We start from the raw sequence: 15998 nt of genomic DNA, 5'->3' as shown, positions 1-15998 counted from the left end.
GCGCGGCTCGAGTGGTGGCGCCCGCAGGCAGCCCAACGACATATATGTCGAAAGTAAACGTAATCATGTCGGTACGCTTCGTCAATAGGCTGGATGGGAACAGATGTCGGCGTATATGCTGACTACATGACGCTAAATCGAGGTGGTGGATCACCACCGGAACCGTCGGCGATGCGCCCGAAACGACGCCTCACCGGCAGCGGCAACGGGACACCACCTGCGAAACGGTCCGGCGGCCGGATGGCCAGAACCGGCGAGGTGCTCAACCTCATCCGACTTGGGAAGGTCGAGACCGTCACCGAGCTGGCAAAGACGATGGGTCTAGCCCGGTCGACGGTCAACGAACGACTCGACATCCTGCAGCAAATCGGCCTGCTGACCACCGATGGAGAGACCTCACCGGGTCGAGGTCGACCCGCAAGCCTACTGGCGTTCAACGCAGCCGCAGGCGTCACTCTGGTAGCCCAAGTGGGCATGAGTGGAACGATGCTCGCAATCACCGACCTGGACGCAGAGATCCTCTGGCGCACCCAGGTCCAGTTCGACGTTGCCCGCGGACCGGACGCGCTGATCGAGCTGATCTGCACTGTCTTCAAGGACGCCTTGGCGGAGCTCGACCTTTCCGCAGGCCATGTCTACGGCGTCGGACTGGGACTCCCGGGCGACGTCGAAATCTCCACCGCCCCTGCATCAAACCGATCGGGCGGGAGTCGCGAGTGGGTAAACTTCCACTTCGCCGAACGTCTTTCGCAGTCCTTCCACGCACCGTCCTTCGTGGACAGAGACGTCAACCTGATGGCGATCGGAGAGCACCGAACGGGGTGGCGCGACGCTAACGTGCTGGTGTCATTGAAAGTCGGAACTGTTGTCGCATGCGGTCTCGTAATCAATCACAACGTCGTGCGCGGGGCCACCGGAATGGTTGGCGAGATCGGCCACACCAAGATGGCTGGCGTGGACCTGCCCTGCCCGTGTGGGAGCCGGGGATGCCTCAACACCATTGCCGGTGGACCAGCCCTAGCTGCTGCCCTCGTGGAGCAGGGTTACGAGGCGCACACCGCCCGCGACGTGGCTGACCTGGCGAACGCCGGGATCGTACCTGCAGGCCAAGCCGTGCGCGAGGCCGGCCGTCACGTCGGCGAGGTCATGGCATCGGTGATCAATCTCCTCAACCCCGACGTCGTGACAGTGTGGGGATACCTCGTCGACACCGGCGACCAGTTCCTCGTCGGAATGCAGGAGTCGATCTACAAGTCAGCGCTTCCCTCATCAGCTCGCGCCTCGGTCATTACTCGTGCGCGTCTCGGCGACGACGCGGGATTGCGAGGGGCCGCATTGGCCGTCATCGAGGACGCCCTGGCGCCCGAAGCAATCGACGAGTTGGTGGCAACGGCCGACGCCGGGTGATGTTTCTCGACCGGCGTACGGACGACGGCACCAACATCCTCGGCGTCGAAGCGTGTGTGCACTCCAGGGCAAGCACGCGGCGACTGCTTCCTACGGATTTCCGTCGATTGCCACCGGGGACCAACCACCAGACAGTCCGCGACACCACTCCCCCTTTGTAATCTGACGTCGACTGCAATGAACCCGGTGGGCGCTGTGCTCTTTCCCGTCCGTTCACCCACTACGCATCCATGGACGCGTGTCCGCCCGATCATCGTGCACCAGTTCACCGACAAGCCCATCTCCATGGGATGGCGGTCGCGGGTAGGCGGCCGAAAGCCGTTGAGCGACGATCTGATCGCATTTCCTCGAAGTGATGATCTGCCAGAGCCTCTCGAAGAATGTCGCCCTAGTTATTCCGTAGGTAACGAACAACTCCCACTCCGGCGGGCCGCCGAAAGGTGCCCATATCCCAGCGAACGACAGAAACGCTTCGGTCTCGTCCCGGGGGTGACGAGTTGTTCCGATTTGCCTTCGTTCGCGATGCCGTTGTCGATAGTTGCGCACGTCAGCTTCTATCGCCGCGCGGCCAGGCTCGCGCCGTCCAGGACCGGGACCGGCAAAGCCCGGGTTCCGTCCCGTCGTCCACACATTCTCTCGCTCAGGATATTCAGGCATAACGGCATTCGATCTCTCTGATGATCCGGTGGGGTGCGCCCGGTCCGGGCACTGACCGGATGGGCCTCACGGGCCGCTGCCGTCCTTTCCACGCCCGCTCATACGGCGGGGAGCGGTGCCTCGCACTGTGCTCTCGCCCAGCAAACCGCCGTGCACGTAAAGAATCGTGCGCACCACACCGCAATACAGTTGATACACCCAGCAGCAGGGGTGTCAGCGGCCCGCGAAACCAGCGTCGACCGGCAAGCTGACCCCGGTGACGTAGCGGCCCTCATCAGATGCCAGCCACACGATGGCATTGCTGATGTCCTCGGGCTCGACCATATCCACCGGAAGCGCGTTAGCCATGTTGGCGTCCCACTCGGGGTGCGCCTCGAGGAACGTGCGAACGTGATCGTTGTTGATCAGCTTCGTGTTGACTCCGGTCGGATGGATGGTGTTGACCCGAATCATATGCGGAGCCAGCTCATTGGCTAGCGTGCGCATCAGACCGACGACTCCGTGCTTGGCGGAAACGTAGTGTGCGAGGTTGACCATGCCCTTGGTACCTGCGGAAGAGCTGGTGATCGCGATAGATCCTCCGCGGCCCGCCGTGATCATCGCGGGGATTGCCGCCTTGACGGTCTTCCACACCCCCGTCAAATTGACGCCGATCATCTCGTCCCACTCCTGCTCGGTGATCGACCACGTGTTGGGGACGAAGCAGGTGAAAGCGGCATTGGCACAGACGATGTCGAGTCCACCGAACTCGGAGACACCGGCGCCGACGAACTGCGCAACGGTGTCCGCGTCACGCACATCTATCTCTGCGGTCAGGATGCGTCGTCCAAGCGCTTCCACCAGCCGTTGCGTTTCCTTCAAGTCCTCAGAACTGGCAAGCGGGTACTGCACCGTATCAAGTTGCCGACATATGTCGAATGCGATGATATCTGCACCTTCCTCGGCCATACGGACCGCGTGAGACCTACCTTGACCTCGCGCTGCACCCGAAATGAGTGCTACTTTTCCCTCGAGTCGTCCTGCCATGACGATTCCTCTCTGCTTGTACGGTTGTCTCAGCACGTGTTGCTGATTGTCAGTGCGGGAGGGCTGGTGGGCGCCACCGAAAGGTCACAAGCTGTCCCCGCTCAGCGTTCGTGGCGCCCGTCTACCCAACCGCCGGGCGTCAATTCGTGGTGTCGCGCATCGTCGCGAGGTCCCGGCGGTGCGATTCCCTCGCCAGACCGACTCCGATAACAGTGATCACTGCAGCGGTGGCGACGTAGATGGCCACGGGGATCGACGAATCGAAGGCGCCAAGCAACGCAATGGCGATCAACGGCGCGATAGCGCCACCGATCACCGTCGTGACCTGGGCACTGATCGACATGCCCGTATAGCGGACCGTGGTGGGGAACTGCTCGGCGAAGAACGCTGCCTGCGGCCCGTACAGGGCAGAGTGGAAGATCAGCCCACCCACCATGGCCACAAAAACCAGTGCCGAGTTCCCGGTGTCGAGGAGCCAAAAGAAGACCCAGATCCAGCCCGCGGTGCCAATCGCTCCGCCGAGCAGCACGGGCCGGCGACCAAGTTTGTCCGACAGCGCACCAAAGAAGGGCGTCGCGACGAGCTGGACTACGTTGGCGAGGACGAGAGCATTCAACACAACGCCCTTGTCTACTCCACTCCTCTCGACGGCGTAGACGAGGATGAAAGCAGTCAGAACGTAGTACACGATGTTCTCCGTGAGGCGCGCACTCGCACACGCGGCGAGCTCACGGCGGTGCTCGCGCAGAACCGTCCTGGCGGGCGCTTCCGCTGCCACAGCGCTTTCGGCCCGTTCGTGGGCCTCCACGAACAACGGGGCATCCTCTACCTTCGACCGGATCCAATAGCCCACAACCAGCAACACCGCCGACAACAGGAAGGGAATCCGCCACCCCCAGTCGAGGAAGGCGTCGTCATCGAGTGTGGCCGCAAGCACGGCGAGAACTCCGGTTGCGATCAGGTTGCCCAGCGGAATTCCTGCCTCGGGCAGGCTGGTCCACGCTCCGCGGCGCCGTGCGGGAACTCGCTCGGCGACGAGGAGCATGGCCCCGCCCCACTCTCCGCCCAGGGCAAAGCCCTGGATGAGCCGGAGCGCGCTGAGCGCGACGGCAGCCCACACCCCGATCATCGCGTAGGTCGGTAAGAGTCCGATCGCGAAGGTAGCGCCGCCCATCAGGACCAGGCTGATAATCAGCAGCGGCTTGCGTCCGATGCGGTCTCCGAAGTGGCCGAACACGATTCCACCGACGGGGCGAGCGAAGAAACCCAGCGCGTAGCTGAGGAACGCAAGCAACGTGCCCACGATCGGGTCTTCGGTCGGGAAGAACAGTTTGTTGAATACGAGTGCAGCGGCTGAGCCGTACAGCAGAAAGTCATACGCTTCCAACGCCATGCCGGTCGTGCTGGATGCGACGACGCGGGCGAGCCCTCGACGCGATGTCGGAGATACCTGGTTCACGGTCGTACTGTTGCTGGACATGGGTGTTTCCCTTAAGTTCTGGTCGTCAGATACGCGCCGAGGTCGACGGGTTGCCCGGTTGCTTGGGATACGTGCGCAGCTTCCATGAGGGCAACCACCGACCGTGCTTCCTCCGCCGAGGACTGCGGGACTCTGCCCTTACGAATCGCGTCGACAAACTCACGGAATTGGTTATTGAATGAGGAATCGCCGTTGATGTAGGGAGTGAGTTCTTCCGTGACCGTTTGGGTGTTGTTCAACCAGAGGTTCCGGTCGTCGGTGAGCCGCATGCTGCCTTTTGGCCCGTTGATGAGTCTGTCGTTCACAGGGACTCGGGTGTTGAGCGAAATGTGACCGGAGGCCAAGCTGCCGTCCTCGAATTCGACCATCATCATGGCCTCGTCCTCGCCCTCCCATAGATCGCGCAGGCGCCGAGTCTGGGCATACACCCGCGTGGGCCGGCTCCCGATAAGCCACAGCATCGTGTCTATGACATGGGGGCCGTTGAGGCCCAGTGCGAGCCCGCCGGCGTTGGAGGCGGACTTCCACCACTCCGTTGCCACATGCTCCGCGAAGACACCCAGCGTGTGAGACAGTGTCAGTGGCCGACCGAGGTCGGGAACCGACCTCTTGGCAGTCTGCGCCCCCTCGAAGAAGCGTCGGCAGTGGCCGACCATGAGCACTCGGTCATGTGACCTGGCGGCGTCAATCATGATGTCGGCGTCTGCTAATGAGGTGGCGAGTGGCTTCTCGATGAGTACGTGCTTGCCGTTTTCGACCAGTGCCGTGGTCAGTGACGCGTGCACATGGTTGGGGACCGTCAGGACGACCGCGTCGATATCGTCGGCGAGGATGACCGCTTCAGCATCGTGGACCGCACGCTCGGCTCCGTATTGGGTGGCCAGGTCCAGGGTGCGTTCCTTCTCGTGTGGCAGGCCTGCCACTGCGACGAGAGTGGCACTGTCGCTGGCGGAGACAATGGCAGGTAGATGTGCTGTCGCAATACGGCCGGGGCCGATCAGTGCTACGCGGAGCTTCTTGTTCTCAGACATGGGTACTCGCTTGGGCTGTGTGGGGGACGTGGTTGAGGTAGTCGAGGAGTAGACGGGCAGCAGAGTTTGCGAAGGCCTCGTCGTTGATGTGCTGGTCGATTTCGACCACAGCCACCGCTGAGTCGGTCAGGGACGATTTCACGGCGTCGAACAGATCTCGGCGTGCCTCGGGGCAGTTGAAGGGTTCGCCGTCGCCGTCGAGTGCCGACGTGCCGCGGAGGGGGATCAGAAGTGTGCACGGTCCAGTGGCGAGGCTGAGTTTTCTGCCGATCGCTTCGCCGATCTGTCGTGCTTCGTTGCTGGTGACACGCATGAGTGTGTTCTCGGCGTTGTGGTGGTAGAGCAGACGATTCGAGAATCCGTCAGGAATCGTGTCTGGTGCTCCGAAGTTCACCATGTCGGTGGCACCGAGGGACACGACTTGGGGTACGCCGTGCAGAGCGGCGCTCTCGAGACGTGTGGGGCCAGCGGACAAAATGCCGCCGACAACCTCGTCGGACCACTCAGTGGTGGTGATGTCGAGAACTGCATCGAAGTAGCCCTCCGCGATCAGGCGCTCCATCGCCCGGCCCCCGGCGCCCGTTGCGTGGAAGACAACAACTTCACATCCCGCGTTCTCGAGAATCCTTTTGGCGCGCATCACGGTCGGCGTGGTGACACCGAACATTGATGCGGCGACGAGGGGTCGGTCCTGAAGCGGAGTGGGCTTTGGTCTGGTACTGAGGCCGTTGACCATGCCCGCGAAAGCATCAGCGGCTTGGGAATAGGTCATTGTGCTGATCCGGTTGAGACCGGCGATGTCCACAATCGACGGGAACATCACAATGTCCGAGGTGCCGACATAGTTCGCGGTGTTTCCCGAAGCAACAGTGGACAAGATTGCCTTGGGAAAGCCCAGCGGCAGATCCCGCATCACGGTCGATCCGATAGTGGTTCCTGCGCCGCCGCCGAGGGCGAATGAACCCGCGATTTTTTGTTCTGCGACCAGTTCTTCGACGATTCGTCGGGCGCCGATCCCCATGGCGTCGACAGCCGCCGAACGATCGTGCCGCCGCCTGAGTGCGCCCAGCTCCGTTCCGGCGGCGGCGGCCACCTCCTCGCGGGTGATTTCCGGCTGCAGAAGGGGTACGTCGAGCACTCCTACATCGATGAGGTGCACCTGCAACCCATGCTCACGGAGGCGGTCGCGAATGAAGCGGGCGTCGTCCGCTTTGGTGTCGAGTGCCGCTATCAGGGCGACTGTTGTGGTCACGGTGTGGTCCTGTTCAGAGGGTGAGGATGCCGCCGTTGACGTCCAGGGTGGCACCGGTGATGAACCGAGACAGGTCGGATAAAAGGAACAGCGTGGCCCCGACGACATCCTGCTCGTACACGTTGCGTCCCAACGGAGTCTGCTTGGCCAGCTCCACCAGATCTGCCTCACGATGCAGATCCGCAAGTAAGTCGTTCATGCGTACCCCGACGATCCCGCCGGGGCAGATGGAGTTTGCACGAATGTTCTGAGGGCCGAATTCTTTGGCGATGTGCCTGGTCAACCCTAAAATTCCTGCTTTGGCAGCGGAGTAGTGGCAACCAAGGAAGGGGCTGGAGGTGCGCCCGGCGAGCGACGAGATGCTCACGAGCGCGCCACCGCCGGCCCCAGCAATGTGCGGGATGGTCGCCTGGTAGGTGACGAAGGCGCCCTTGAGATTAGAGTCGATTATGAGGTCCCATTCGTCGGTTCCTATTTCGAGGGTGGGACGTTGGGCACGGTAGGCGCCAGCCGAGTACACGACATTGTGTAGCGCCCCGAACTCTTCGACGGTCTGGGCGGCGACCCGCTCGGCGTCGTCGGTCCGGGTGGCGTCTCCTGCGACGCCGAGGAATCGGTCACCGTAGTGCTTGAATTCTTCGGCAACGGCATCGACTCGTTCTTTGTTCAGGTCCGAGATGGCGACTCGGGCACCCAGTTGGAGAAGATTATCGGCAGTGGTCTTGCCCGTTCCGCGGGCACCTCCGACGACCAGCGTGACCGTGTTTGCGAGCTTGTCGCCGACGGCCGCCCAGTCGAAGTTGTCTTGCAGGTGGGCAATCATGGTGGTCCTTCTTGATGTGGTGAGTGAGATAGGGAGTTTCCGACCTCAGGCGGTCGTTGTTGCCTTGAACGCCTTGGTCGTCTGGGTCAGAGCTTCCTCGACGGGAAGTCGTTCCATGCTGGAGGCGCCGACGAAGCCCACGGCGTTCGTTCGCTTCATCACGTACTCGGCGTCGGAGGGTGTTGCGATGGGCCCTCCATGGCACAGAACGATGACGTCGTCCTTGATCGCGAGTGCCGCCTCTCCGATCGCTTGTACCCGGTCGCAGGCGTCTTCGAGAGAAAAGGCGCCGTCGGTCGACATGCCGATGCTGCCGCCCACAGTCAGCCCCATATGGGCGATTACCGCGTCGGCGCCTACCGCTGCCATGGCCGCGGCCTCCTGCGGGGTGAAGACATAGACGATGGTGAACAGGCCCAAGTCGTGTGCGATGTCGATCATCTCAACCTCACGCTCGAAACCCAGACCTGATGCCTCGAGTTCCTCCCGGATACGACCGTCGAACAGTCCCACCGTCGGGAAGTTGTTGACGCCAGAAAAGCCCGCCGCCGCAACCTGGTTAAGCAGCCGACGCATGTCCCTGGTCGGGTCGGTCCCGTTCACGCCCGCCACGACAGGTGTCTCGTGCACAACCGGGAGAACCTCACGCTCACCCATCTCCAGAACGATCGCGTTTGCGTCGCCTAACGGGAGAAGCCCACACATCGAGCTATGACCTGCCATGCGGAAGCGTCCGGAGTTGTAGACGATGATGAGATCAGCTCCCCCTCGTTCGATGAACTTCGCCGAGATGCCGGTGCCCGCCCCCGCGCCGACGATCGGGCGCTGGTGGCCGACTTGAGTGCGTAGCCGGTCGACAACCTGCTCTCGCGTGAACGACATTTGGGCCGCCCTTTCCAAACCTCGGATAGCGTGACCGCCATCACTTATTTATGTCGAATATCAACGTATCTCTGTCGACATTCGCTGTCAACCTCCGCAGACGAGCTCTGCACAAGACCCGAAGCGCCTCGACGACCCACACTGGGGCCCGGGACCCAGAAGCACCTGGCGGTGAAGATGCGTCATCACCGAGACACATGTGCGCTGGTCGAGGCGCTACGGGCGTCGGAACGACAGCCGGAGGAAGACACAACACCGCGCGTCAGATGAGCGCTTCGGCACCGGGAGTCCGCACCTTCGCATGAGCCCGGTGTCGGAGGGCAGCCAGACGCAGCCCACCGGCGTACCAATTCGTCATGCCGACTCGTCGCCAATGACCCCACCCCGTATGACACGCCGACCTTCGGGTCGTCGTGCATGGCAAACCGCACACGTCGGCATCCCCGCAGGACGAAAGGAAGTCGCGATGAAGTATCCAACCGCGCCACCCCGCCAAGGCCACCGACGAGACGGTGAACTTCGCGTGGAGGATCTCGGCGGGTAGGACGGACTGAATCTCATCCAAGTGCACACGACCTGGGGATTTCGTCATCCCCATATGGCGGCATCGGCACCGACGCTGAGATAACGACCGGTCGGTGTCGGATTCGATGCTCGCGACCAATCGGGCGACGTGGTTGGTCAGTCGAGCACCAGCTTCAAGGGAACGCGAGTACCTGCTATGCCCGGAGGCGGACCGGGGTGGCATCTGACCCGCCGATAGCGGTGCCAACGTCATCGTCGAGTGCTGCACGCGGCGTAGCCGAAGGGTGAGGAAGCGGGGAAAGTCTACCGGGTATTTTGTTGCGGCGCCGGTGCAAAGGCCGAATGAAGAGCGCCTTCCGACCCTTCAGGGTCCCTCGGTCAGTTTCTCACGTCCCATAGCAGTCTCTACGTAGTTTGGGCCTGGTTGAGACACATCGTAATTGACTAGAGTGAACCAATGTTCTCGGCTGATGATCTCAAACTCTTTCTGGAAGTCGCACGTCGTGGCAGGCTCACCGAGGCTGCCAAGCACTTGCAGATCAACCACACCACGGTCAGCCGCCACATCACTCGCCTTGAGCGAGCGGTGGAGAATCGCTTGTTCGATCGCACGTCTGAGGGCTGGACATTGACGGATGCCGGGGCCCAACTGCTGGTCCATGCCGAGATGGTGGAAGCGGCTGTGCTTGCAGCGCAGGAAGATTGCTTGTCGCGGGGCCCATCCCTGACCGGCCATGTGCGCATTATTGCTCCTGACGGATTCGGAGCGTATTTGCTCCTGCCCGGTCTCGGAGATATTCAACGCCAGCATCCTGGCCTCATAGTCGAAGTTGTCACGGCGAACAGACACGCGTCACTCACCCCCCGGGAGTTCGACCTCGCTATCACGATTGAGCGTCCGCAAGCTCGCGCCGTGACAGTTCAGAGACTCGCCAACTACTCGCTGGGATTCTATGCGTCGCATGACTACCTAGCCTCACACCCGCCGGTAGAGACGTTAGAAGATCTCTACAACCACGTCTTGATCTGGTACGTAGATACAGCGCTCGACTTCAGCACGTTCAATCTGCTGTACGAGTTGCTGCCGAACGCGCAAGCCCAGATTCAGACCAACAACATCGCCGGATTCATCCAGTCTGCAGAAGCGGACCTGGGAATAGCATTGCTTCCTTCATTCATCGCTGATGGAAATCCTCGCCTGCAACGACTCACGAAAATCACGGCGAAGATTGAACGCAGCTACTGGATTTCCGTTCCACGCGACCTGGTGCGTCTGGCTCGAGTTCGCGTCATGTCCGAGCACATCGAGAAGCTGGTCGCGAACGCCAGCGGACTGCACCTGGCTCGGTAGCCGCTATCGCCTTCGCCTCACAGCCGCGTCCACGAGCTGCTGACCCGAACGCCGCTCGCGACGAAGAGCTGGAAAATTGGGCAGCGGCGTTCCACCTCACGCCCAAGGTCGCCGAGCTCTTCAGTGCCGAGTGACGATTCCACGGCAACGTCGACGTCGAGGGTGTTGAACTGGGAAGTTCCCGGCATGCCGCGCACAAGCACCGAGTTGTCGAAGCTCGTCTCGATTGTCGTCCGGACCTGCCCCAGCGTCACTCGCCGTGACCGCGCGACGATATCGGCAGTGATTTGGCAGCAGGCACCGAGCGCTCCGAGAAGGTGTTCGAAGGGGCCAAGCGCCCGGTCCTTGCCGCCGAACGCGGGATCGCCGTCGAACCGTAGCGGGCGCGCCGGATCCGCACCGTGCGCCACGTGATACACACCTGTCCCACGACCGCTGACGGTTGATCTGTACACCACGAGCTCATCCCAAACTGTTCAGCGCAGCCGTCAGCGACCGGGCAGTCTCCGGCCGATATGTGTAGTGGAAGTTGCGCCCCTCCTTACGCACCTGCACCAGGCCGGCGGTCCTCAGCGTTTTGACGTGATACGAGACGGTGGAGGCAGACACGTGGGATTCCTCGACCAGGTCGGTACAGGCCATCTCGTCGACAGCCGCGATGCGCCTGAGCAGATCCAACCGCACAGGGTCCGCCAGCGCTTTGAGGACGTCCACCAACTCGTCGAGCGTGGGGGCGGCGCCGTGGAGCATGGGCACTCCTAATCCTTCGATATTTCTACTGATGGCCAACAATCCAACTATATCGTGACGCCTGATTTGATGGCGCCGAACCGCGGATACCCGCGTCCACCTGCCGTTGTGCAAATTTGCAGAGCCTCGCGACGCTTTGGTTATTGCCACCCCGGTTGCCCCAGTTGAGACTTGAGACACACCAGAGAGATGGCGGGTCGGGCGTCACAACCACGATTCGACCGTCCCCTCAAAGCCCAAATCCACTACGGGTCGCGGCCGGCGACGACCCGGACCCGTACACCCGCCACACCCTTCGACACGTCACCGCAACCTCAGCGGCGACCCACCTCCCGAGAGGAGACCCCGGCTATGAGCTCATCGAACGCGCCGTCGGGTACCCGAAAACCTAACTCTCCGAGAATGGTTGCGCTCGGCAGTTTCGTCGGCACCACGATCGAGTGGTACGACTTCTTTCTGTACGGCACCGCCGCAGCCCTGGTATTCAGCCCCCTCTTCTTCCCGGACGTCAGCCCCGCGATCGGACTCATCGCAGCGTTCGGTACCTACGCGGTGGGCTTCCTCGCCCGCCCCATCGGCGGAATCGTCGCCGGCCACATCGGTGACCGGGTGGGACGTAAGGCGATGCTGGTGGCGTCGCTGCTGATCATGGGAGCGAGCACCACCCTCATCGGCGTCCTACCCACCCACTCCTCAATCGGCATCTGGGCACCGATCCTCCTGCTCGTTCTCCGTCTCGCACAGGGATTCGGCGTCGGCGGCGAATGGGGCGGCGCAGCGCTGATATCCGTGGAGTCGGCGCCACCGAACCGCCGCGGCTTCTACGGGAGCTTCACCCAGATCGGCGTCTCCGCCGGCATGCTGCTTGCCGTCGGAGCGTTCAGCATCGCTCGCACCGTTCTCGACGACGCAACCTTCCTCGCCTGGGGCTGGCGCATCCCCTTCCTCATCAGCGGCCTGCTGGTCTTCATCGGCCTACTAATCCGCATCGGATTGTCGGAACCCGAAAAGTTCGCCGACATGAAGAAGAACGACACCATCGCCGAAAGGCCCGTCGTCGAGCTGTTCCGCCACGAACGACGGGCGGTGTACCTGACAACCGGAATGCGACTGTCACAGAACGCGATCTACTACCTCTACACGGTGTTCGGCATCGCCTACATCGCCCGAAGTTTGGGCACAGCGACCAGCGTCGGCTTGAACTCCGTCCTGATCGCGTCAGCGATAGGCCTCTTTTCCGTACCGATCTGGGCAGCACTGTCCGACAGATTCGGCCGACGCCCCCTATATCTATTCGGCGCCGTTACCAGCGCACTGTTCATCGGCCCGTTCTTCCTCCTGGCCGACACCGGGAACCCGGTCCTGATCACCCTCGCCATGGTGATCGGATTAAACTTCTTCCACGACGCGATGTACGGCCCGCAAGCGGCCTTCTTCTCCGAAATGTTCTCCACCGGAGTGCGATACAGCGGCGCATCAGTCGGCTATCAAATCGGCTCGGTGTTCGCCGGCGGCTTCTCACCTCTGATCGCCACATCACTACTCGCAGTCGGAAACGGAAGCCCGTGGCTGGTGGTCGGGTACTTCACCGTCCTCAGCGTCATCACCGCGGTCTGCGCCTACCTCGCACCGGAGACCAACAAAAAGGACATCGATCTCGATCCCCACAGCTCACCGAAAAGAACTGCTGCGGTCGACAACCACTCCCCTGCTCCCTCAAACGCCTAGCGAAGGCATCCTTCGACGCCCGCGCACGCTCACACGAAACGAAAGGCAATACCTCATGACCAGCACCTCCTCAGCCACCATCAACGGTGTCGACAAGCAGGCCCTCCACTCCACGATCGACGCGGTCCGCGAGACCCCCGCACTCGCCCAGGTGACGTTCTCACTCGGATCCGAGTGGCTCGACGGCTGCCATCAGCGTTCGACCACGGGCGAGCTGCACCAGAACGGTGAGCTGGTGAGCAGCCGGGAGGCGTCGTACGTCCTCGAGTCCGACGAGCCGGCGGCTTTGCTGGGCACGGACAAGGCTGCCAGCCCCGCCGAGTACGTGCTCCAGGCGCTCGCCGGCTGCTACGCGGTCACCTACGCCACCAACGCGGCCGTGCGGGGCATCGAACTGTCCTCGCTGCGACTGGAGATGCAGACCGATTTCGATCTCCAGGGCTTCCTCAATCTCGACGACAGCGTCCGCCCCGGCGCCCAGGAGATCCGGATTAGCGTGCACGCCGAGTCCCCGAACGCCTCGACCGCGCAGCTGCAGGAGCTTACCGACGCTGTGCAGAAGCGTTCACCGATTCGGGACACCCTCGCCAACCCGGTGCAGGTCGTCACCACCCTGGTGAAGTAGCCATGTTTCCCCTGACCGTCGACCATCTGCTGTGGCGAATGAGCAACATTCATCCGCAGTCGGAGGTCGTGAGCGTCGCAGGAGAAGCCAGCGGGTCGCCGACCACACGTTGGTCCTTCCCCGATGTGGCGGCGCGAGCGCAGCGTCTGGCCGCCGGTGCGCACGCAGAGCTGGGCATCGGGCCAGGGCACACGGTCGCGGTACTCGCGTTCAACACTCTCGAGCACTTCGAGGTCATGCTCGGCGTGCCCCTTCTCGGCGCCGCCGTCAACAGCCTCAACGCACGCCTGAGCGTTGAGCTCCTCATCGACCAGGCCATGTCTCCCCGACCGGCCGCCGTGGTGGTCGACGGGGAGATGGTGGACCACCCGGTCCTGGGTCGGAACGTCCGGTCGGTCCTGGGCGTATTGCGCCAGGCCGGGGTACCCCTGATCGTCGTCGGCGAGCGCGACTGGACCGAGCACGCGGACACGGTCGTCCGCTACCGCGACCTGACCGAGGCAGACGCGACCCTGTCGGCGCCGGCTGCGGTGGAGGATGAGAACACTACCGCGTACCTGTTCCATACCAGCGGAACGACCGGGCGGCCAAAGATTTACACGGTCAGCCACCGCGCGGTCATGCTGCACACCCTCAGCCAGGCCACCACCGCCGCCTCGGGGCTGCACAGCTCCGACCGGGTCCTTCCACTGGCACCGTTCTTCCACGTGAACGGATGGGGGCTGCCTCTGACCTGCGCGCTGACCGGAGCGTCGCTGGTCCTCTGCGGCGGTGACCTCGCTGCGGACCGCGTGGCCACGATCCTCAGCGAGGAGTCCGTCACCGCCGCTGCCGCGGTCCCAACGGTCTGGCACGACGTATGCGCGGCCGTCGCCGCCGGGCACGCACCGCGGCCGAACCGTCTGCGGGAGGTCTTCAGTGGTGGCACTGCCGTCCCGCAGCCCGTCGTGGACGCGGTGGCGACCGTTCTCGGTGCCACCGTCAGCACGGCTTGGGGCATGACCGAGACCATGGCGTGCAGCACCTACGAACGCCTCGAACCCACGACCTCGGCCGGAGTCCCCATTCCCCTGGTGGAGCTACGTGTCGACACTGGAGAGTTCGCTCAGGACGGCTCAGAGCCGACCATGGGCAAGCTGCAGGTACGGGGGCCATTCATCGTGGGAGTACGGGACGGCAGCAGGAACTGGTTCGACACCGGCGACATCGCCTCGATCGACCAGCAAGGCCGTTTGCGGCTGCACGACCGGGAGAAGGACCTGATCAAGTCCGGGGGCGAGTGGATCGCGACCGCCGAACTCGAGCAATACCTGTGCACCCATCCGGCCGTGTCGTCGGCCGCCATCGTGGCGATGGCACATCCGCGATGGATCGAGCGGCCGCTCGCCTACATCGTGGCCGCCGACAACGCCACCGGGGACATCGACGCCGCGCTTCGCGCGCACGTCGGTGAGCGATTCCCCCGATGGTGGATTCCCGACCAGTTCATCGTCGTCGACGCATTGCCCCGGACCGCCGTGGGCAAGGTCGACAAGGCCCGTCTGCGGACGCAGTCGGACTCCGAAATCGAATTGCGAAGCGAGGCAATAGCATGACCACATCCACTGACGATCTCGTCCGTACCGAGTACCGCGGAGAAGTCGCCTGGCTGACCATCAACCGGCCGAAGAAACTCAACGCGCTGTCGGTCGAACTGATGCAGGAACTGTCGCAGGCCCTGACCGCCGCGGAAGCCGACCCGGCGATCAAGGTCGTCGTCCTGCAGGGCGGCGAGAAGTCGTTCAGCGTCGGCTACGACATCGCCCAGGAAGTGGAGATGGGTGTCTCGACCGCCGAACAGTGGCATGCCGGCCTGACCAACAACATCGGGCTGTCGATGCAGGTGTGGCGACTGAAGAAGCCGGTCATCGCCGCTGTCTCCGGGTGGTGTCTGGCCGGTGGCTGCGAACTGGCGATGGCGTGCGATCTGATCATCGCGGCCGACGACGCCCAGTTCGGTGAGCCTGAGATCCGGTTCGGCTCCGGGCCTGTGACGCTGTTGATGCCGTTCCTGCTCGGGCAGAAGGCAACCAACGAATTGCTCTACACCGGAGACATCATCGACGCCGAACGAGCTGCAACGCTCGGGATGGTCAACCGTGTGGTCAGCAAGGCCGACCTGGACAAGACCGTCGACGTCCTCGCCCGCAAGATCGCACTCACTCCCCTGTCGATCCTCCGGTACACCAAGCGGGCCATCACTCGTGCCTACGACGCGATGGGGCTGACCAGCGCGGTCGAGTCGAATCTCGATATCGCCGCGGTGTTGAACTCGGCCGAAACTCCCGAGCGTGCCGAGTTCACCGAGCTCGTCGCGTCCAAGGGACTCGGGGCCGCCCTGGCGTGGCGGGACGAACGGTACGGCGCCGTCGAGCAGTAACAGTTCCGGCGCCGGTTGCGCGAGAACTCTCTTCTCACGCAA

The 15998-nt window shown here is 62.9% G+C and carries 14 protein-coding genes; 6 read left to right on the top strand and 8 right to left on the bottom strand.

Annotated features, from left to right (window positions below; all coding sequences use genetic code 11):
* The first annotated feature begins 93 nt into the window (after positions 1 to 93).
* On the top strand, positions 94 to 1407 hold the full coding sequence (locus JWS14_RS45160; RefSeq protein ID WP_241031810.1) for an ROK family transcriptional regulator: 1314 nt from the start codon (positions 94 to 96) through the stop codon (positions 1405 to 1407).
* Positions 1408 to 2277: 870 nt separating this feature from the next.
* On the opposite strand, the gene JWS14_RS45155 is transcribed toward JWS14_RS45160, so the two are convergent.
* The 6 genes from JWS14_RS45155 to JWS14_RS45130 form a co-directional block, all read right to left on the bottom strand.
* Complete coding sequence (locus JWS14_RS45155) at positions 2278 to 3090, bottom strand: mycofactocin-coupled SDR family oxidoreductase (protein ID WP_061043350.1); 813 nt, start codon at positions 3088 to 3090, stop codon at positions 2278 to 2280.
* A 139-nt stretch (positions 3091 to 3229) separates the two neighbouring features.
* Positions 3230 to 4570, bottom strand: coding sequence for an MFS transporter (locus JWS14_RS45150; protein WP_061043349.1), 1341 nt, complete (start codon positions 4568 to 4570; stop codon positions 3230 to 3232).
* An 11-nt stretch (positions 4571 to 4581) separates the two neighbouring features.
* Positions 4582 to 5601, bottom strand: coding sequence for a Gfo/Idh/MocA family protein (locus tag JWS14_RS45145; protein ID WP_061043348.1), 1020 nt, complete (start codon positions 5599 to 5601; stop codon positions 4582 to 4584).
* A complete protein-coding gene (locus JWS14_RS45140; protein WP_206016727.1) occupies positions 5594 to 6853 on the bottom strand; it encodes a Tm-1-like ATP-binding domain-containing protein in 1260 nt (419 codons plus the stop codon). Before JWS14_RS45140 ends, JWS14_RS45145 begins: the two co-directional genes overlap by 8 nt.
* 13 nt (positions 6854 to 6866) lie before the next feature.
* Positions 6867 to 7676 (bottom strand): SDR family NAD(P)-dependent oxidoreductase, encoded by an 810-nt coding sequence (locus tag JWS14_RS45135; RefSeq protein ID WP_061043346.1) that lies wholly within the window; start codon positions 7674 to 7676, stop codon positions 6867 to 6869.
* Positions 7677 to 7721: 45 nt separating this feature from the next.
* Positions 7722 to 8558 (bottom strand): phosphoenolpyruvate hydrolase family protein, encoded by an 837-nt coding sequence (locus JWS14_RS45130; protein ID WP_061043345.1) that lies wholly within the window; start codon positions 8556 to 8558, stop codon positions 7722 to 7724.
* A 982-nt stretch (positions 8559 to 9540) separates the two neighbouring features.
* Here JWS14_RS45130 and JWS14_RS45125 point away from each other — a divergent pair.
* The gene (locus tag JWS14_RS45125; RefSeq protein ID WP_061043344.1) at positions 9541 to 10434 is read left to right on the top strand and encodes a LysR family transcriptional regulator; all 894 of its coding nucleotides are present in this window, start codon (positions 9541 to 9543) and stop codon (positions 10432 to 10434) included.
* Positions 10435 to 10451: 17 nt separating this feature from the next.
* Here JWS14_RS45125 and JWS14_RS45120 read toward each other — a convergent pair whose 3' ends face one another.
* Both JWS14_RS45120 and JWS14_RS45115 read right to left on the bottom strand, forming a co-directional pair.
* Positions 10452 to 10844: an OsmC family protein gene (locus tag JWS14_RS45120; RefSeq protein ID WP_206016726.1), complete on the bottom strand. Its 393-nt coding sequence runs from the start codon at positions 10842 to 10844 to the stop codon at positions 10452 to 10454.
* Positions 10845 to 10896: 52 nt separating this feature from the next.
* A complete protein-coding gene (locus JWS14_RS45115) occupies positions 10897 to 11184 on the bottom strand; it encodes an ArsR/SmtB family transcription factor (protein ID WP_061043342.1) in 288 nt (95 codons plus the stop codon).
* 351 nt (positions 11185 to 11535) lie between these two features.
* Here JWS14_RS45115 and JWS14_RS45110 point away from each other — a divergent pair, with 351 nt between their 5' ends.
* Genes JWS14_RS45110 through JWS14_RS45095 form a run of 4 tightly spaced genes read left to right on the top strand, consistent with a single transcriptional unit; the run spans position 11536 to position 15956 of the window.
* Positions 11536 to 12912 (top strand): MFS transporter, encoded by a 1377-nt coding sequence (locus JWS14_RS45110; protein ID WP_206016725.1) that lies wholly within the window; start codon positions 11536 to 11538, stop codon positions 12910 to 12912.
* A gap of 55 nt (positions 12913 to 12967) precedes the next feature.
* Positions 12968 to 13537 carry an OsmC family protein gene (locus JWS14_RS45105; RefSeq protein WP_061043341.1) on the top strand — a complete coding sequence of 190 codons (570 nt, stop codon included), beginning with the start codon at positions 12968 to 12970 and terminating at the stop codon, positions 13535 to 13537.
* 2 nt (positions 13538 to 13539) lie between these two features.
* Complete coding sequence (locus JWS14_RS45100; RefSeq protein WP_061043340.1) at positions 13540 to 15132, top strand: AMP-binding protein; 1593 nt, start codon at positions 13540 to 13542, stop codon at positions 15130 to 15132.
* Positions 15129 to 15956 carry an enoyl-CoA hydratase/isomerase family protein gene (locus JWS14_RS45095; protein ID WP_061043339.1) on the top strand — a complete coding sequence of 276 codons (828 nt, stop codon included), beginning with the start codon at positions 15129 to 15131 and terminating at the stop codon, positions 15954 to 15956. Before JWS14_RS45100 ends, JWS14_RS45095 begins: the two co-directional genes overlap by 4 nt.
* The last annotated feature ends 42 nt before the right edge of the window (positions 15957 to 15998 follow it).

This window comes from Rhodococcus koreensis (assembly GCF_017068375.1).
Lineage (GTDB): Bacteria > Actinomycetota > Actinomycetes > Mycobacteriales > Mycobacteriaceae > Rhodococcus_F > Rhodococcus_F koreensis.
Note: the sequence above shows the minus strand (reverse complement) of the source record. Positions and strands in the feature narration are given on the sequence as shown.